Source organism: Micromonospora sp. NPDC049171, assembly GCF_040648275.1.
Taxonomy (GTDB): Bacteria; Actinomycetota; Actinomycetes; order Mycobacteriales; family Micromonosporaceae; genus Micromonospora.
In genome coordinates this window covers 203,614-220,619 of the sequence record NZ_JBEZDJ010000002.1, presented here as the reverse complement: position 1 = coordinate 220,619, position 17,006 = coordinate 203,614, and the positions used below count along the sequence as shown (strand labels likewise).

Genomic DNA, 17,006 nt, shown 5'->3' with positions numbered 1-17,006 from the left:
ATGGCTTGTTCATAGCGAGAGTCCAGCCTCCAGGTGTTCGAAAGCCTGGTCCATGGTCGTGGGCAGGTCGGCGGTCGGGTTGTCGGCGAGGGTGGCGAGGGTGGCCATCATGGCGCCGATGGCGGCGCCGGCGATGGTGCGGACGGCGAGGTCGTCGCGTGCGCGTCCGGTGCGTTCGGCGATGGCGTCAGCGAGGAGTTGCAGCGCCTGGGAGTACTGGTCGAGCATGGCGGCTCGCAGCGCGGGTTCGACGGTGATGAGGGAGACCCGATCGCGCATCTGCTGGTGTTGCTCAGGTGGGAGCTGAGTGAAGTGCTGGCGGAATGTGGCGCGGATGGCCTGGATGGGTGAGAGTTCGCTCGGTTGGTCGAGGAGGATCTGGGCGATCAGTGGGTCGAAATCGTCTTGGAGTACGACGTCTTCCTTGGTGGGGAAGTATCGGAAGAAGGTTGTCTCGGAGACCTCGGCGGCGTTGATGATCTGTTCGATCGTGGTGTCCTGGTAGCCGTGTTGGCGAAACAGCCGTAGAGCGTGGGACTGAATGGCGGCGCGGGTCCTGGCTTTCTTGCGTTCGCGCAGGCCCGGCGTTGGGTAGTTAGCCCGCGATGGCATGTGCGGAAGCCTCCTTCGACGTCCGGCCAGCGCCGGTGCTCTGGTCGGAATCCCGGTGGGGAAGAAATGCTGCGGCGGCGACCGCGCCGACGACAGCGATGCCCGCGCAGACCAGCAGCGAGACGCTCAGCCCGTCCACAAAGGCGACGCGGGATGCGTGTTCGAGGGTGGGTGAGCCGATCTCGCGAGCGACCGCGATGCCTTCGGACAGGCTCCGGCGGGCTGCCTGTGCGGCAGGTGCGGGGACGCCGTCGAAGTCGGCGCTGTCGAGGCGTGCGTGGTAGACGGCGACGAGCACGCTGCCCATGATGGCAGTGCCGAGCGGACCGCTGGTCTTGTTGAACGCCTGGACCACCGCGGACTCGGTTCCGCTGCGTTCCACCGACAAGCCGGACAGCGCGGCGGCCGTCGCGGCGACCAGCGCCAGGCCGGTGCCCAGGCCGACGACGGCCGTCCAGCCCGCGACGAACCCGATGCCCGCGGTGAGGCTGGTCCCGGCGCCCACTCCCAGACCAACGGCGAGGAGTACGAAGCCTGCGGTGGCAGTAATCCGTGCGCCGAAGGCGCGGGTGAGCCGGCTCGCCAGCCCCGCGCCGAGAACCATCCCCCCGATAAGGGGAAGCAGGCGCAGTCCGGAGCCGAGGGTGTCGACGCCTCGGATGTCCTGGAAGTACTGGGGCATGGTGAACAGCACTCCGATCATGGCCAGACCCGCGACCGCGGTGAGGACGGCGCCCCACACGAACGAAGCGGACCCGAACAGCGCCGAGTCGATCAACGGCTGACCACCGGGCTGATGTCCGAGCCGGCGTTCCCATGCGGCGAACCCAGCGAGGACAGCGGCGCCGGCGACGATCGACACCAGCACGACAGGGTTGCGCCAACTCTTCTCGGCAGCTTCGACGAGGCCGTAGATCACTAGCGCCAGTCCCAGCGTCGAGCCGACCGTACCGAGTGGGTCCAGTCCGGGCCGCTGTGCCGCTCGTGACTCTGGAACGAGTGCGGCGCCCACCGCCACGGCGAGCAGGACGACCGGCACGTTGATCAGGAAGACCCACCCCCACCAGAAACTTGACAGCATCCAGCCACCCAGGATCGGGCCGAGTGGCAGGGCGATGAAGTTGGCTGCCTGGTAGATGCCGACGGCTTTGGGGCGCTCCTGCTCGTCGAACAGGACGATCAGGGCGGACAGCGCCATGACCGTGATTCCGGCACCGGCCAGGCCCTGCAGGAGCCGGCCGGCCAGGAAGACGCCCACCGACGTGGCGTACGCGCAGATCGCCGAGCCCAGCCCGAAGGCGAGCAGTGACGAGAGCATGACCTTCTTGCGGCCGAAGCGGTCACCAACCAGACCGGCCGGCAGCACGGCCGCGGCCAGGACGAGCAGGTAGCCCGCCGAGAACCAGACCAGATCGGCCTGCGAGGCATCGAGTTCCTCCGCCAGTGTCGGCAGCGCCACCGACAGGACTGTGCCGTCCAGACTCACCGTGAGCACGCTCAAGCTGACGGCTCCCAGCGCCAACCATCGGCTCGACCCGGCCTTCTTCATGGGTGCCACCCTCCTACAAGTGCTACCTCCAAATAAAGGTAACCTCCACATTGCGGAAGTCAAGCCAGGAACGCATCGCAAGCGGCGGATGGGTTCCGACTGCGAGACGCTGACGCATCGGCACGGACAACGTCATCACGTCGGGCAGGGCTGAGCCGACACCGGGCGCACGCCGCACACCTCCCGCAAGACGATCGCCACCCTGATCGACAAGGAGGCTGGCGCCAAGCACGCAGCAGCCCAGTTCGGGCACGCCACCGAGCAGGTCACCGCCAGGCACGAGGGTCGCTCTCGTGACGTCGCCGGACCGCATAGACACACAGCGAACCGTCCCCGACATGCCGCAGCGCGGACCCGACCGCCCACTAGCGTGACCGCTGGTTCTTGGGGGTGATTCACATTGCATAGATGAGCATCAAGTCCCTGGCCCGCTTGTCGCCGGCAACTGGGCGGCCTTACGACCCGCGGCAGGCCGGGTGACGCCTGAGCTGGCGACCGGGCGTTTTGCTGCCCCCGCCAACACGCCCGGGACGACCTCCAAGGGGAGCTCGTGCACCCACCGTGCACCCAAAGCCGCCGAGCCCATGATCAAGGATCTCTGTTTTGCCTGGCGCCCCCGGCTGGAGACAAGCCTGCAGGGCTTGCCCGTGGCGTCGCCCGCGTTGAGCTGGGCCGATGCGCGGTCTGACCTCGTGTTCGAGCTGCCAAGACGGTTGCAGGTTGGCGGTTCCGGAGGGGCGCTTCGTGCGCTGACGGCCAGGCGTTGGGAACGCACTCGTCCGGCATGACGGTCACCGGCTCGGCGCGTCCGGGTAGTCAGTCGGTGCCGCCGAGGCGGAGCATGGCGCGGTAGAGCTGTGTGGGGGTCAGGGGCGGTTCGGGGAGCGGGTGGGCGCGCTCGGCGCGGAAGCCGTCGAGCATCAGGTACAGGTGGCGGCGCCAGGCGTGCGGGGCGATCCCGTCGGTCGCCTCGATGATCCGGCTGTGGGACCAGATGACGAAGGCGAGGTCCTCGGGTACCAGGTCGGGCCGGAGGTGGCCCTGCTCTCGCGCCCGTTCGACGATGCGCACGCCGAGGTCATGGATCCGGGTCTGCTGGCCGGCCAGGCAGGCGTTCTCTGGCAGCCGGATCGAGGCGAAGTCGTTGAAGCCTCGGTCGCGGGCCTGGAGTTCGCACATGGTTTCCAGGAACAGGCACAGCCCTTCCCATGCGTCGTCCATGCTCAGGGCCTGCTCGGCGGCGGCGACCCAGATCGCGAGCTTGCCGGCGAAGACCTCCTGCACTAGGTCCAGCCGGGCGGGGAAGTGGTTGTAGAGCGTGCCGATGGCCACCCCGGCGCGCTTGGCGACCTGCTCCAGCGACGCCTGCATCCCGTGCTCGGCGAACACGGCCCGGGCGGCGGCCAGCAGCAAATCGCGATTGCGCTGAGCGTCGCGGCGCAGCCGCCGGGCGGGAGCGGAGGCCGCGGTCGCGGTCGCGACTGGTGCGCGTTCAGGGGGCATGCTCCACAGCCTACCAACTTGAGGGATGCCTCGACTTCCGTGCTACGCTCGCCACAAGGTGAGGCCATCCTCATTTTGTGGAGTCGTGCCGCGATTCGGCTCTGACCAGGCTCGGGAGACTTGATGAAACTGACCATCTTCGGTGCCAGCGGTCGCACCGGCATGCACCTGGCCGAGCAGGCACTCGCCGCCGGGCACGACGTGGTGGCGCTGATGCGCAATCCGGCGAAACTGACCCTGCGCCACGAACGGCTGCGGGTCGCGCAGGGCGAGCTGACCGACGAGGCGGCCGTCGCCGACGCCGTCCTCGCCGCCCTGAGCCCCAAGATCTTCGGCGGGCCCCGGGACCTGCCCCTCGCGTCGGGAACGGGCACCATCCTGGCCGCGATGCGCACCTACGGCATCAGCAGGCTCATCTATAGCTGGGGACCAAGCATCATGATTCCCCGCAACCCGCTGCTGGGCGCGGTGCGCAGCGCGAGCTTCGCCCTGCTCGGGCGGCTACCCGCCACCCGCTCCATGGTCAACGAGACGGTCAAGGTGGGCCAGGCCATTCGCGGCTCGGATCGAGACTGGACCATCGTGGTCGTCACCGCGCCCCACGACGAGCCCGGCTCGGGAAGGGTCAAGGTGCGCACCGGGACCGGAACCGGAGACCGGGTCGGCTCACGCATCTCTCGGGCCGACCTCGCGCAGTTCATGCTCACTCAGGCCGACGACCTGCGATACGCGCAGCAGGAGCTGCGGATCAGCAACTGACACCAGCACGGCACGCCGCCGCCGCGCAGTTATCCGCGGCGCCCCGCCTGCACCTCGTGCGCCTCCCCAACTCGAGCGGCACGCGGTCCCGACCGAATCCCGCTGTTCACCACCCTTGTTCACCACGCTGTTGTCACCGAAGGAGAAGTTGTGCCTACCATCGCCATCATGGGTGCCGGTCCCGGAATGGGGCTCGCCATCGCCCAGACCTTCGGCAAGGAAGGCCACCAGGTCGCGCTGCTGTCGCGTACCCCGGCCAAGCTGGACCCGGTCGTGGCCGAACTGACCGGCCAGGGCGTCGAAGCGGCGGCCTTCGCCGCCGACGTGCTTGACCGGCCATCGATCGTCTCCGGCCTCGCGGCGGTCAAGCAGCAATTCGGGCAGATCGACGTCCTCGAATACTCGCCGGCCAACTCGGCGCTGCCGATGGCTTCCTCCACCGAGCTGACCCACGACAACGTGCAGATCCAGCTCGACTTCTACGTGCACGGCGCCGTGGCGGCGGTCAACGAGGTGTTGCCGGAGATGCTCGCCCGAGGCTCGGGCACGATCCTGTTCACCACCGGCGCCTCGTCCGTGCGCCCGGAGATGGGTCACGACATGTTCGGCAACGTCGCCCCGGCGGCGGCGTGGCTGCGCAACTGGGCCCACGGCCTGCACGCCGCCACCGCTCCCCGAGGAGTACAGGTCGGCCACATAGCGATCGGCGCGTGGATCGGCCGCCAACCGGGTGCCACCGCACCGGAAGAGATCGCGCCGCTTTACTGGGAACTGCACACCCAACACGACCAGATCGAAAAGATCTTCTTCCCCAGCGACCAACCCGCCTCCTGAGCGCACATGGTTGAGCCGTCCGCCCCTCGACGGGCCGCAGCGCGCCGGCCGCATGATGCGGCCGGCGCGACGGTGATCCGCGAGGAGCGGTACGGCGACGTCCTCGGCCACGTCGTCATGCAGGACCCGGAAGGCAACGAGTTCCGCGTCGCTTGAGCGGTGGTTGGCGCCGCATCCAGCATCCGGAAGCAGCGATCCGGGCGCGCGCGGGGGCCCGTGCATCGAGCCAAGGCAAGGATGCCCCGGCCACTCGGCCGAGGCATCCTTGATCGTCTACACGAATGCGAAAACAGCCTCCACTGTCAGTGGTCGGTGGGTCGCGTTGCGCGTTTGCAGTTCTGTGACGTGCCCCCGGCAGGATTCGAACCTGCGACACACGGTTTAGGAAACCGATGCTCTATCCCCTGAGCTACGGGGGCGCGAGTGGTCAGTGTAACGACCTGCGGGTTCACCTGGGGTGGCAGGGAGTAGCCCGCGTTCACCCGCGTCACCCGGACCCCTGTTCGCCCAGCCCAGGGAGTCTCTACGCGAGTTCGCACGGCGCTACCTCTGCTGATCTTGTTTGTTTCGCCTGGTAGGGGGTCTTGTCGCGAATGCAGGCCCAGAGGACGTTGAGGCGTTGTCTGGACAGGGGGCGGTGGCTTGGCGGTGGGTCTTTCCCTCGGCCCTCTTCTTGTCGTAGTAGGCGCGTGACCGTGGACAGTGGGTCAGCGCGGTGAAACTGGACATGCTGAACACCCGGCGTAGGCCCCGGTGGTAGCGGTGGGGCCGAACCTGATGACCCTGCCTGCGGCCGGAGTCGCGTGAGATCGGCGCGAGCCCGGCGTGCGCGGCGAGCGCCGCAGCGCTCGGGTAGGTGGTGAGGGTGCCAGCGTGGGCGAGGAACTCGGCGGCGAGGGTGGTGCCGATACCGGGCAGGCTGGTGACGATCTCTCCCAACTCGTCGGCCGTCGGGGTGGACGCGTCGGTGGGATGGGCGTCGCGGTAGCGGCGCAGCAGTCGGTTACGTAGGTGGCTGTCGCCGCCGGTGATCAGATTGGTCAAGATGGCGTCCTTGTCCCGGGCGGGTAGCCCGACGACCCAGGTGCGTAGTTGCGCGGCGGTCACTCCCACGCCGCATGCCCGGATACCGGGCGCTCGGCTTCACCAGAACATGAGCGCATCCGATCGCGATCATCACTGCGTGGTAGAACGAGTAACAGGGAGCGGTAAGCCGCCGGCTGATCCGCCTCGCTCAGTACCAACGCGGCGGGCCTCCCATGCCCACGTAGAGCGCCCGTCACCACCAACACGATCGGGATCAGTAGCTTTACCCGCTGGTTGCAAGGATGCGGGGGAAGAAGCCAAGCGTGCTGGGCCTAGCGTAGTAGGCTGTTGGCATGGGTCGGTTCTCCGAGGATGAGCTGCATGCGGTTGTCTCCAGGTACGAGGCGACTCGCGCGGCCGCGTTGACCGAGCGGGACGAGCAGCTGCGGGCGTTCCACGCGGCCGGCTGGCGGCCGGTGGATCTGCAGCGGGTCACCGGGTACAGCCGGGAGACGATCCGTCAGGCGCTACGACCGGAAGTCCGGCGGGCGACCAACATCAGCCGGCGCCGGACGTCACCCCAGCCGCCGGCGGACTACCGGCCCTACGGTGACCGGAGGCCCTACGTGGTGGCCGAAACCCTTGCGCAACTGCAGGGCCCGACCGAAGGCGCGGTGACGCTGCCGCGTCATCTGGACTGGTCCGGGCACGCCGAGTACGACCTGAACCGGCCCGCACGCCTGGCCAGCATGTACAAGGTGGTGCTCACCGAAGCCAGCACGGTCGAGGATCTGAACACCTGGCTCGATGCCGACCTCCTCCGTCGGCTCTGGCCCACCCTCTGGCTGCCGCCCCAGCTCCGCCAGCGCTGGGAGGAAACCTTTCCCGAACTCGCCGCGACCCGCAGCGACGCGGCGTAGCGGTGGACCCCTTCCACGAACGCCTCGCCCGTACCGGGCTCGGGGCGGCCGATCGATACGGCTTCGCTCTGGCCGGCGGTTACGCGGTTCAGGCCGCCGGGCTTGTCGAGCGGCCCAGTGAGGACATCGACCTGTTCACCGCCTGGGGCCGCCGCAACGAGTTCACCGCCGCGGTCACCGCCGTCGTGCACGCCTACCGAGACGACGGCCTGACCGTCGAGACCGAGCGCCAGTACGACACCTTCGCTCGGCTGGCGGTCACCGACGGTGTGCGGGTTTCCAAGGTCGAACTCGGCGTGGACTGGCGTGCCAACGAACCGATCCTCATGGCGATCGGACCGGTGCTGCACCCGGACGACGCGGTCGCGAACAAGATGAGTGCCCTCTACGGGCGGGCGTTCGCCCGGGACTTCATCGACATCGACGCCGCGCTCCGATCCGGTCGCTACACCCGCGAAGCCCTCCTCGCCCTCGCGCAGCGCGCCGACCGTGGCTTCGACCGGCACGTCTTCGCCGACGCTCTCGGACAAGCCGCCCTGCTCGATCCGGACGACTTCGCCCAGTACGGCATCGCCGACCGAGCGCTTGACGATCTCCGCAACCGATTCGCCGAATGGCGCCGTGAACTGCTCGACGAGGAGAAACCCGCCGAGGATGAGCCGCTCCCGACTCGCCGCGGCGATGACTCTGTAACGCTGGACCCGCACCGATCCAGCTGATCTTCGGCAAGCGATCGCAGCAACGCCGCACAGCAATCGGCACGCACGGCCAGCAGACAGAAGACCGCAGGCCATCGACCTGTGGACACCTGCGACACACGGTTCAGGAAACCGATGCTCTATCCCCTGAGCTACGGGGGCGCGAGTGGTCGGTGTAACGACCTGCGGGTCCACCCGCGTTGGCAGGGAGTGACCCCCGTTGAGACCCGGCGGGCTGGCCGGACCGACGACCACAGGACCCAACCGTCGCCGGCCCCGCCACCGTTCGAGCGGACGGCATCACCTACGCGTACTGCCGGCATCGTCGGCGCGAAGGCCGCTGCTCGCACCGAACACATCACTACGCGCCGCTGGATGCCGCGCCTCGGCAGTCCCGTCCAATCCATGTGGTCGGGTCCAGTTGGAGACCGATGTTCAGCCCAGGTGAGTTTCGTCGGTGCCCATGCGGGTGTTCGTCCAGACGATCAGCGACGCGATCAGCAGGAGGAAGGAGCCGACCAGGAAGGCGTGGGTGACTCCTTCGGTGAAGGTGGCCTGCAACAGCGCCCGCTGTACGCCCCCGGGGTCGCCCGGAAGCGCTGTGGTGATCGGTTCGATCACCTGCTCGTTGCGCTGCCCGGCGAAGTGCGGAGACACCGTGCCGAGTACGGCGAGGCCGACTGATCCGCCGAGTTGTTGTGCGGCGTTGAACAGGCCGGAGCGTTCGGGACACTCGACGGTGACGGGGCCGAGTTCCTCAGCCTGTTCGGCCAGCAGGGTGAGCAGGTCCACTTCCGCGCGAGGCCGAAGACGCTGGTGTGAGCCGACCCACTCAGGTCACTCGGAACACCGGCCACCCGATCTCGGTGCGCCACGCGGCCGGATCGCTGACGTCTCGCGGTCCGACGAGGTAGACCTCCCGCACGGGCCCCGCCACCGACATCGCGTTCTTCACGACCCAGGTACCGAGCTCGCCGTAGGTGACCTCGATGCCATCGTGCTCGCCAACGTGGGTGGCCACTGCCAGTTCCGCGGCGGGTAGGGTCGCGGCGTGCACCCGCCCGGCACGAGGCGGAGCGGCCGTCGGTAGGTAGACCAACACGTGACCGCGGCCCTGCTCGAACAGGGAGTTGTCGTAGGTGCCACCCGGTGGACCGGTCACCGCGTCGCCAACGGCCACCTCCAACTCGGCCATTGCGCCCGCGAACCAGGCTTCGACCTCGCCCTCGTCGACCACGGCCGCCACCGCCGCGACCGTGCGGGCGGGCTCGGCACGCAGCTCCACCTTGATCGGCGCGGGGTCGGGCCGGAGCAGGCGGCGCAGCGACGCGACCGCGGCTCGGGTGCGGTCGAGTTCGGCCTCCAGGCGTTGGAGGTGGTCGGCGATCAGGGTCGCGCGGACACCGGGGTCCGGGGACCGCAGGATCCGCTGCACGTCGGCCAGGGGGACGTCGAGTTCGCGGAGCCGGTTGATGACCTGAGCGGTCGGGATCTGCTCGATGGCGTAGTAGCGGTAGCCGGAGGTCTCGTCCACTACGGCGGGTTCCAGCAGGTCGCCCTCGTGGTATCGACGCAGGGTCCGCACGCTCAGGTGGGTCAGGCGCGAGAACTCCCCGATCGTCAGCACCCCCGCAGTATGAAGGCTCCCCCAGGGGGAGAGTCCACCGTTTGACCCTCCTGCACCGCGAGGCCACACGGTGGGTTCATGACACACCGCAACGACCTCCGGTCCGATCCACTCCCAACCACCGTCCGTGGTTTCCTCGCCGCTCACGTCGTCCGCGACGCCGACGCAGCATCGTCGTTCTTCGCCGAGGACGCGGTGGCCGTGGATCAGGGCGAGTCCTTCCGCGGCCGAGAGCAGATCTACGCGTTCCTGCGGGACGCCGGCTCCGAGTTCGAGTACACGACCGAGCAGATCGGTGCTGCCCGCATCGACGACGGCCACTGGGTGGTGACCCTGCGGCTTGCGGGAACCTTCCCGGGCGGTGTCGCCGAGCTCGACTACCGGTTCACGATCCGTGAGGACGTCGTCACCGAACTCGTTATCGCCAACCACGGATCCTGACGAGACCCGTACCACGTCAATCTTCAGAGGAGAGAGAATGCCTACGTCAGATCGCGATCGTCTCGATGGACGACGTGCGTTGGTCACGGGCGGTTCGAAGGGCTCAGGCAAGGCCGTCGTCGAGAGACTGCGGGAGATGGGCGCCGACGTCTACGTGACGGCCCGGACGATGCCCGAGGGGTACGAGCACCCCGACCGGTTCATCGAGGCGGACACCTCGACGGTCGAGGGCGCGAAGGCGGTGGCCAACCGGATCGCCGAGACCGGCGGGGCACTGGACATCCTGGTGCACGTCGTCGGAGGTGCCTCGACGCCGTCCGGTGGGTTCGCGGTCATCACCGACGAGCAGTGGATGATCGAGCTGAACGTGAACCTCCTGGGAGCGGTGCGGCTCGATCGAGCTCTCCTCCCGGCGATGATCGAGTCCGGGTCGGCGGTCGTGCTGCACTTCACCTCGATCCAGCGTGAACTTCCTCAGTACGAGGCGTCCCTGGCCTACGCGGCAGCGAAAGCCGCGTTGCGCACCTACAGCAAGGGGCTCGCCAACGAGCTCGCCCCGCGCGGCGTCCGCGTCAACGCGATCAGCCCCGGCGGGATCGAAACGGAGGCCTACGAGAGGTTCGTGGACCGAATCGCCGAGGGCAACGGGATCAGCCGCGAACAGGCCAAGCAGAGCATCTACGACTCCCTCGGAGGCGTACCCCTGGGACGGTTTGCCAACACTGAGGAGATCGCCGACCTGGTCGGCTTCCTGGTCTCGGACCGCGCCTCGGCCATCGTGGGCGCCGAGTACGTGATCGATGGCGGAACAGTCCCTACCGTCTGAGCCCGCAAACGGGTTCGAGCAGTCACGTGCGAGCGCTTCGATTCGACGTCCCAGGAGACCGTCGGGAACGCGGGGCCGCCTGATCACAGAGCCAGGATGCCGAGGTCGCCACAGGCACCTCGGTCGGAGGCCCGGTGCGTCGACGGGCCTTTCATCCTACCTTTGCTGCGGCTTTTATAAGCATTGATGGGATTTCAGACCCCGCCAGAAGATAGATGGGTGGAAATGCTTGACTCAGCGCCCCATGTTGCCGGTTAATCACATCTACATGTCGGCTGTGTTCACCCGCCCGGGTGGTCGACGACACCGGCGCATCGTCGAATCGATTCGACTACAGCCGGTACGTACACCTTGACTTGACGTCATGAGGCTGTCGGGTGAGCCGTAGGAGGTTTCCGTGCATCGTGCGAACGTCCGCTGGGGCGGCAGATTGTCGGCGTCAGCCAGAGGGCTGACCGCGACCGTGGCGCTCGCCCTGCCCCTGACGCTGGGTGGTCTGACCGTGGCACCCCCCGGGTCGGCCCTGGCCGCGCCGGTCGCGACGCAGGGTGTCGCGGCCGCCGGACTTGACGGTGTGGCGGCCGGTAACGCCGCGATCGCCTCGGTCGACCTGAGCGGGACGTGGAGCTTCACGCCCGCGGGTCGGGCAACGACCTCGATCGCGGTGCCCGGTGGCGGTTGGTACAAGCAGGGCTTCACCGACGTGACCGAGGCGGTGTACTCGCGCAGCATCACCGTGCCGGACTCGGGGCAGCCGCAGTCGACCTGGATCGAGTTCGGCGCCGTGAACCACCAGGCGACGCTCTCCGTCGACGGCCGGGTGGTGGCGACCCAGACGACCGCGTTCACCCCGTCGAACTTCGACATCAGCAGCTACGCCGCACCGGGCACCACCCACACGGTCAGTGTGCAGGTGAAGGGCCGCGGTGCGTTGCGGTCGTCCGACGGCAAGTACCTGGTCCCCATCGCGGCCGACTGGTCCGAGGCGGTACCGCAGGGCATCTACCGGTCCGCGTCCCTGCGGGTGTATCCGGCGGTGTACGTCAGCGACGCGTTCGTCCGTACCTCGGTGGCGAACCGCACCCTCAGCTACGACGTGTCGGTGACCAACTCCTCGTCCTCTACCAGAACTGTCACCCTGGGCGGGTCGATCACGTCCGACGGCGCGGGCTCTTTCAGCTACCCGCAGTTGCCGCAGCAGACCGTGACGGTGGCGGCCCGTTCGACGGCGAAGGTCACGGTGGGCCCCGTGGCGTGGGACCTCGGCGTCACCTCGTACTGGTGGCCCAACGTGCCGTACCGGTCCGGGTACCGGGCCCAACTGCACCGCCTGGCGATCCACGCCACCGCTGACGACGGCCGCACCAGTGACGCCACGTACCGCTTCGGGTTCCGGGAGAGCACGCAGAACGGCGAGTACTACTACCTCAACGGCGTGCGGGTGAACTTCCGTGGCGACAGCCTGCAGGGCGCCAACTACGACCGGATCAACAACGGCGGCAAGAGCGACGCGTTCGACACCCTGCCCGGTTTCCTGCCGCCGTCGTCCGGCAACGGCGGTTGGCCGCAGGCGGTGGACAACTACCAGCGTCTCAACTACAACGTGGTACGCATACACATGGAGCCGGCCAGCCCGTACATGCTCGACGTGGCCGACGAGATGGGCCTGATGGTCATCGACGAGACCGCCATCCGCAGTGGTTCCCAGGACTTCGTGTCCGGACGCACCAACATGGTGGCCCACGCTCGGGCGCTGACCCTGCGCGACCGCAACCATCCGGCGATCATCCGCTGGAGCCAGATCAACGAGCCCAGCTCCAACAACAACGACTCACAGTCGTTCCAACAGGACCTGTACGCGGCGATGAACGGCAACGACGGCACCCGGCCGATCAGCATCGACGCCGGCCCGGGCGCGGATTCGCCCAGCCGGTACCCGGCCATGAACTACTCCAACTTCGCCATCTTCGGGCACTACCTGGACGGCGTCGGCCGCTACGGCGAGGCCCTGAATCGCCATTCCGGGCGCCCGGACGGCGAAGGCGAGTACATCTGGCCTGCCTGCAGCACCAGGCAGGGCTTCGAGTGGTTCGCCACCGCGACTGCTGCCAAGCGCGGCAAGGACGCCAGCGACCTGCGTCCGTACACGCTGCTGTCCGCCTGGGCCAGCGTCGTGCCGGGCGTGCGAACCACCGACTTCACCACGGAGGAGAACACTCGCCCGGTCTACGGCGCGGACAATCTGCCCGATCCGTGGAGCAACCCGCAGATCCAGCGCGTGCAGGCGGCGTTCAACCCGGTGGCCGCGATCGACCTCCCCTACTGGTCCGCCTCCGGCAATTCGGACTCGAACGGCACCTTCCCGCTGGCGCAGGCGGTGCCCAGCTACGCCCGCAACGCCACGGTGACCCGCAACATCACCGTGTTTAACGACGACCTCACCAACACCTCGGTGAACCTGGCCTGGACCGCCCGGATCGACAGCCCGACCGGTACGGTCGTCGCGTCCGGCAACAGCAACCTGACCGTTCCGCTCGGCTCGCGGGTGACCCAACCGGTGTCCTTCACCGCCCCCGCCACCGGCAGCCGCGTGTACCTGCAGCTGTCGACCGCCAAGTCCGGCAGCACCCTCTTCACCGACTCGGCCGAATACCTGAACCTCGGCGGAGGCGGCGGAACCGGGCCCGCAGCCGGCACCTACCGCATCGTCAACCGCAACAGCGGCAAGCCCCTCGCCATCGCCGGCAACTCCACCGCCGACGGTGCCAAGGCGGTCCAGCAGAGCGGCTCCCCCACCTGGACGATCAGCACCACGCAGGACGCGTACACCCTGCGCTACACCGCCTCGGGGAAGATGCTCGACGTCAACGGCGGCAGCACCACGCAGGGCCTGCAACTGCAGCAGTGGTCGGCGAACGGCGGCGCCAACCAGTCGTGGTACCTGCGGCCCACCGGTGACGGCTACTACACCATCGTCAGCCAGGCCAGCGGACTCGCGGCCGACGTCTACGCCGCCTCGACCAGTGACGGGGCACAGGTCGTGCAGTGGACCGCCAACAACGGGACCAACCAACAGTGGCAGTTCGTACGCGTCTGACCACGACATGACGCACCACCCTTCAGCCTCGGTGTCGAGAGGAACTTTGATGTCAGACCTGCCCGTGAGCCGTAGGTGCCTGCTCGTCACCACCGCGCTGACCGCCGGATCGGCGGCCCTGATCCCGACCGTGGGCGCCGGACGGGCCGCCGCCGTCGCGCCTCAGGTCGCGCTGCCCGAGCGCGGGATCTACGACACCGCCGCGGCGACGACCTGGACGGACGGGTTCCTCACCGGCAACGGCGAGTACGGCGCCGTCCTGTACGGAACGCCGACCCTCGAGAAGGTGATCTTCAATCACCACCGCTTCGTGCTGCCCAACGGCAGCCGGGGCGTGACCCCGCCGGTAATCTCCGGGCGGCTGGCCGGCGTGCGAGACAAGGCGCTGGCCGGGAACTACGCCGGAGCCAACTCGGACTTCGCGGCCGGCTGGAGCCTGCGCTGGACCCAGACCTACCACCCCGGCTTCGAGGTGCAGATCAGCACGCCAGGCATGACCACCGCCAACGGGTACGCCCGCAGCACCGACTTCCGAACCGGGGAGGTCACCTCCACCTGGACCGACAGCTACGGCACCTGGACTCGCCGCGCCTTCGCCTCCCGGGCCGACAACGTCGTCGTACACGAACTGACCCCGGCATCCGGCCGAACGATCGACGCGACGCTGAGCGTCAACACCTCCCTCGCGGGCGTCCCCGGCTCGGTCCGTTTCACCACCCTGGCCAGCGTCACTGACGGCTCCGGCTACCTGAACCTGCGCGGCACCTACCCGTCCGGGCAGGGCGCGTTCGGCTTCGAGGGCGTCACCCGGGTCGTCGCCACCGGTGGCACGGTAGCCGCGAACGGGTCGAGCATCGTCGTCACCGCGGCAACCAGGCTCGTCCTGCTGACCAAACTCGACAGGTACGAGTCATCGACGGCCTGGGACAGCAAGCCGTTGCACGCGGCGCTGGCCGCGGTTCGCGCCGACCATGCCGAACTGCGTGCCCGGCACGTCACCCTGCACTCGGCGATGTTCGATCGCTCCCGCCTGGACCTGAACGTCTCCGCCGCCGACCGGCAGCTGTCGACCACCGCGCTGATCGCCCGGCAGAACGCCAACCGCAACACCATCGATCTGGCCCTGCTGGAGCGCCTCTACGACAGCGGCCGTTACCTGTTCATCAGCTCCAGCGGCGTACTGCCGCCGCGGTTGACCGGAATCTGGGCCGGCACCTGGAATGGCGCCTGGGCCGACGATTTCACCACCGACGCCAACATCAACCTGCAGGTCGCCGGCGGCAACATTCTCGACCTCACCGATGCCATGCAGGGCTACTTCAACCTGATCCTCGGCCAGCTCGCGCACTGGCGCACCAACGCTCGCAACCTGTATGGAGCCCGCGGCTTCCTGGCCCCGTCGCGAACCGACGGCGAGTACGGGTACATGCTGCACTTCGACCCCGGCTTCCCCGGCCAGTGCTGGACCGGTGGCGCGGACTGGTTGCTCTACCCGTTGCTGGAGTATTACCAGGTCACCGGGGACCGGACGTTCCTGGCTGAGAAGCTGGGACCGGCGCTGATGGAGCTGGCGCTGTTCTACGAGGACTTCCTGACCCGCACCGACTCGGCCGGCCGTGTGGTGTTCGTGCCGTCGTTCTCGATGGAGAACTCGCCGGCCAGCACGAACGTCCTGCTGGCGATCAACGCCACCGGCGACATCCAGGCCGGCAGACACGCCCTGCGGGCGGCCGTCGAGGCTGCCAACGCGCTCGGTGTCGAACAGGGCGCCGGCCAGGGTGTCGCACGCTGGACGGCCCTGCTGGCGAAGCTTCCGCCCTACACGGTCAACGGGAGCGGCGCCCTCGCCGAATGGTCCTGGCCGGGCCTGACGGATCGCTACAACCATCGGCACGTGCATCACCTGTACAGCGCGTGGCCCCTGCACGAGATCAATCCCGAGGAGGCTCCCGGGCTGGTCACCGCCGCGCTCAGGGCCCTGGCGCTGCGCGGTGACGAGAACACCTCCGCGCACGGCAGCCTGCATCGAGCCCTCGCCTCCGCTCGGCTGAAGGACGGTGCCGGCGTCTACAGCAACCTCCGGAAGATCATCGGTAACAACATGATCTTCCGGTCGCTGATGACGGCGCACAACCCGAATCTGGAGACCTACAACGCCGATGCCGCCAACACGCTGCCGGCCGTGCTCAGCGAAGCGCTCGTGTACACCAGGCCCGGCATCATCGAGCTGCTGCCCGCCGTGCCCGGCCAGCTCGCCAGGGGCACCATCACCGGGGTCCGCGGACGCAACCAGGTCCGCATTCACAGCCTCACCTGGGATCTGCCTGGTCGCTCGGTAACCGTGGCACTCACCTCGACGATCACCCAGGCGATCACCCTCCTCAGCCGGCGCGGGATGGCATCCATCACCACGTCCGCGACGGTCACCCCCTCGCCGCTCGGCCCGCATGCCCGGGTGATCTCGTTGACGGCCGGGCAACAGGTACAGGTCGTCGTAGGTCTGCCCGCCGCTTCGGCCGGCGGCGTCGTTCGACTTGTCAACCGGCGCAGCGCAAAGGTCCTGGACGTCAACGGCGGCTCCACCACGGACGGGGCAACTGTCATCCAGTGGCCATGGACCGGCGCGACCAACCAGCAGTGGCGGCTGCTGCCCAACAGCGATGGCTCATTCCGGCTGGCCGGGGTCAAAAGCGGGAAGGTCCTGGACAGTCCAGGTGGCTCGGGCCAGGGCGCGGCACTCGTGCAATGGGCCGACAACGGCGGACGTAACCAGTGGTGGAATCTTGTCCCGGCGACGACCAGCGGGTACCACCGGCTCGTCAACGTGAGCAATGGCTGGTGTGTCGGGGTCGAGGGCGGCTCCACCGCGGACGGCGCCAGGGTGGTCCAGCAACCGGTCAGCGGCGAGATCAGCCAGGAATGGCAGATCCTTGATGCCTGAGACAGAGGGGCAGAGGCACCGGTCGCGGCGGCTCCGGGCGATGGACCGCCAGGGCCTGCGCCACGGCAAGCGCCGCCACGCCGGGTGGGTCTCGGCCACCGGCGTGCGTGGTGCCGGGCACGGCGGCGGCGCCGGGCCGACTGCGGGGACCGACCCGGCCCGGAGGGTACGTC

Annotated in this window: 13 protein-coding genes, 2 tRNA genes and 3 pseudogenes; 10 read left to right on the top strand and 8 right to left on the bottom strand. The window is 68.4% G+C overall.

What is annotated here, in order from left to right; genetic code table 11:
• Nucleotides 1-9: 9 nt before the first annotated feature.
• Together AB0B14_RS03735 and AB0B14_RS03730 are read right to left on the bottom strand one after the other, a co-directional pair.
• Entirely contained in the window at nt 10-612 is a 603-nt protein-coding gene (locus AB0B14_RS03735; protein ID WP_357075924.1) for a TetR family transcriptional regulator, read from the bottom strand.
• On the bottom strand, nt 596-2,212 hold the full coding sequence (locus AB0B14_RS03730; RefSeq protein WP_357521107.1) for an MFS transporter: 1,617 nt from the start codon (nt 2,210-2,212) through the stop codon (nt 596-598). The genes AB0B14_RS03735 and AB0B14_RS03730 overlap by 17 nt, the downstream gene beginning before the upstream one ends.
• A gap of 118 nt (nt 2,213-2,330) precedes the next feature.
• On the opposite strand from AB0B14_RS03730, the pseudogene AB0B14_RS03725 reads away from it, so the two are divergent.
• Nucleotides 2,331-2,441: pseudogene (locus tag AB0B14_RS03725) on the top strand (site-specific integrase); the annotation flags it as partial.
• Nucleotides 2,442-2,977: 536 nt separating this feature from the next.
• Here the strand turns inward: AB0B14_RS03725 and AB0B14_RS03720 are convergent.
• Nucleotides 2,978-3,664, bottom strand: coding sequence for a helix-turn-helix domain-containing protein (locus AB0B14_RS03720; protein ID WP_357075930.1), 687 nt, complete (start codon nt 3,662-3,664; stop codon nt 2,978-2,980).
• 123 nt (nt 3,665-3,787) lie between these two features.
• On the opposite strand from AB0B14_RS03720, the gene AB0B14_RS03715 reads away from it, so the two are divergent.
• The 3 genes from AB0B14_RS03715 to AB0B14_RS03705 all read left to right on the top strand — a co-directional run bounded on the left by AB0B14_RS03715 (nt 3,788) and on the right by AB0B14_RS03705 (nt 5,413).
• Nucleotides 3,788-4,423, top strand: a complete 636-nt coding sequence (locus AB0B14_RS03715; RefSeq protein ID WP_357521105.1) for an NAD(P)H-binding protein — start codon at nt 3,788-3,790, stop codon at nt 4,421-4,423.
• Between the two features lie 150 nt (nt 4,424-4,573).
• Nucleotides 4,574-5,257 carry an SDR family NAD(P)-dependent oxidoreductase gene (locus AB0B14_RS03710; protein WP_357075936.1) on the top strand — a complete coding sequence of 228 codons (684 nt, stop codon included), beginning with the start codon at nt 4,574-4,576 and terminating at the stop codon, nt 5,255-5,257.
• A gap of 6 nt (nt 5,258-5,263) precedes the next feature.
• Entirely contained in the window at nt 5,264-5,413 is a 150-nt protein-coding gene (locus AB0B14_RS03705) for a VOC family protein (RefSeq protein ID WP_357075939.1), read from the top strand.
• Nucleotides 5,414-5,603: 190 nt separating this feature from the next.
• Here the strand turns inward: AB0B14_RS03705 and AB0B14_RS03700 are convergent.
• Both AB0B14_RS03700 and AB0B14_RS03695 read right to left on the bottom strand, forming a co-directional pair.
• A tRNA-Arg gene (locus AB0B14_RS03700) sits at nt 5,604-5,676 on the bottom strand.
• A 104-nt stretch (nt 5,677-5,780) separates the two neighbouring features.
• Nucleotides 5,781-6,355 (bottom strand): annotated as a pseudogene (locus AB0B14_RS03695) (transposase); the annotation flags it as partial.
• Nucleotides 6,356-6,636: 281 nt separating this feature from the next.
• Between AB0B14_RS03695 and AB0B14_RS03690 the strand changes: the two are divergent.
• Nucleotides 6,637-7,203 carry a hypothetical protein gene (locus tag AB0B14_RS03690; RefSeq protein WP_357521103.1) on the top strand — a complete coding sequence of 189 codons (567 nt, stop codon included), beginning with the start codon at nt 6,637-6,639 and terminating at the stop codon, nt 7,201-7,203.
• 2 nt (nt 7,204-7,205) lie between these two features.
• A pseudogene (locus AB0B14_RS03685) lies at nt 7,206-7,847 on the top strand (nucleotidyl transferase AbiEii/AbiGii toxin family protein); the annotation flags it as partial.
• Between the two features lie 95 nt (nt 7,848-7,942).
• Here AB0B14_RS03685 and AB0B14_RS03680 read toward each other — a convergent pair.
• The 3 genes from AB0B14_RS03680 to AB0B14_RS03670 all read right to left on the bottom strand — a co-directional run bounded on the left by AB0B14_RS03680 (nt 7,943) and on the right by AB0B14_RS03670 (nt 9,528).
• Nucleotides 7,943-8,066, bottom strand: a tRNA-Arg gene (locus AB0B14_RS03680).
• Between the two features lie 270 nt (nt 8,067-8,336).
• A complete protein-coding gene (locus AB0B14_RS03675) occupies nt 8,337-8,693 on the bottom strand; it encodes a hypothetical protein (protein WP_357521101.1) in 357 nt (118 codons plus the stop codon).
• 40 nt (nt 8,694-8,733) lie between these two features.
• Complete coding sequence (locus tag AB0B14_RS03670) at nt 8,734-9,528, bottom strand: MerR family transcriptional regulator (protein WP_357075948.1); 795 nt, start codon at nt 9,526-9,528, stop codon at nt 8,734-8,736.
• Between the two features lie 78 nt (nt 9,529-9,606).
• On the opposite strand from AB0B14_RS03670, the gene AB0B14_RS03665 reads away from it, so the two are divergent.
• The 4 genes from AB0B14_RS03665 to AB0B14_RS03650 all read left to right on the top strand — a co-directional run bounded on the left by AB0B14_RS03665 (nt 9,607) and on the right by AB0B14_RS03650 (nt 16,833).
• Nucleotides 9,607-9,969, top strand: coding sequence for a nuclear transport factor 2 family protein (locus AB0B14_RS03665; protein ID WP_357075951.1), 363 nt, complete (start codon nt 9,607-9,609; stop codon nt 9,967-9,969).
• Nucleotides 9,970-10,006: 37 nt separating this feature from the next.
• The gene (locus tag AB0B14_RS03660) at nt 10,007-10,795 is read left to right on the top strand and encodes an SDR family oxidoreductase (protein ID WP_357075954.1); all 789 of its coding nucleotides are present in this window, start codon (nt 10,007-10,009) and stop codon (nt 10,793-10,795) included.
• 397 nt (nt 10,796-11,192) lie between these two features.
• Nucleotides 11,193-13,892, top strand: a complete 2,700-nt coding sequence (locus tag AB0B14_RS03655; RefSeq protein ID WP_357521099.1) for an RICIN domain-containing protein — start codon at nt 11,193-11,195, stop codon at nt 13,890-13,892.
• 49 nt (nt 13,893-13,941) lie between these two features.
• Nucleotides 13,942-16,833 carry a glycoside hydrolase N-terminal domain-containing protein gene (locus AB0B14_RS03650; protein ID WP_357521097.1) on the top strand — a complete coding sequence of 964 codons (2,892 nt, stop codon included), beginning with the start codon at nt 13,942-13,944 and terminating at the stop codon, nt 16,831-16,833.
• Nucleotides 16,834-17,006 lie beyond the last annotated feature (173 nt).

Bases quoted from the DNA above. Each gene is read 5' to 3' on its own strand.
- AB0B14_RS03720 (WP_357075930.1), bottom strand. From the start codon at position 3,664: ATGCCCCCTGAACGCGCACCAGTCGCGACCGCGACCGCGGCCTCCGCT.
- AB0B14_RS03715 (WP_357521105.1), top strand. From the start codon at position 3,788: ATGAAACTGACCATCTTCGGTGCCAGCGGTCGCACCGGCATGCACCTG.
- AB0B14_RS03650 (WP_357521097.1), top strand. From the start codon at position 13,942: ATGTCAGACCTGCCCGTGAGCCGTAGGTGCCTGCTCGTCACCACCGCG.
- AB0B14_RS03665 (WP_357075951.1), top strand. From the start codon at position 9,607: ATGACACACCGCAACGACCTCCGGTCCGATCCACTCCCAACCACCGTC.
- AB0B14_RS03660 (WP_357075954.1), top strand. From the start codon at position 10,007: ATGCCTACGTCAGATCGCGATCGTCTCGATGGACGACGTGCGTTGGTC.
- AB0B14_RS03690 (WP_357521103.1), top strand. From the start codon at position 6,637: ATGGGTCGGTTCTCCGAGGATGAGCTGCATGCGGTTGTCTCCAGGTAC.
- AB0B14_RS03705 (WP_357075939.1), top strand. From the start codon at position 5,264: ATGGTTGAGCCGTCCGCCCCTCGACGGGCCGCAGCGCGCCGGCCGCAT.
- AB0B14_RS03730 (WP_357521107.1), bottom strand. From the start codon at position 2,212: ATGTGGAGGTTACCTTTATTTGGAGGTAGCACTTGTAGGAGGGTGGCA.
- AB0B14_RS03735 (WP_357075924.1), bottom strand. From the start codon at position 612: ATGCCATCGCGGGCTAACTACCCAACGCCGGGCCTGCGCGAACGCAAG.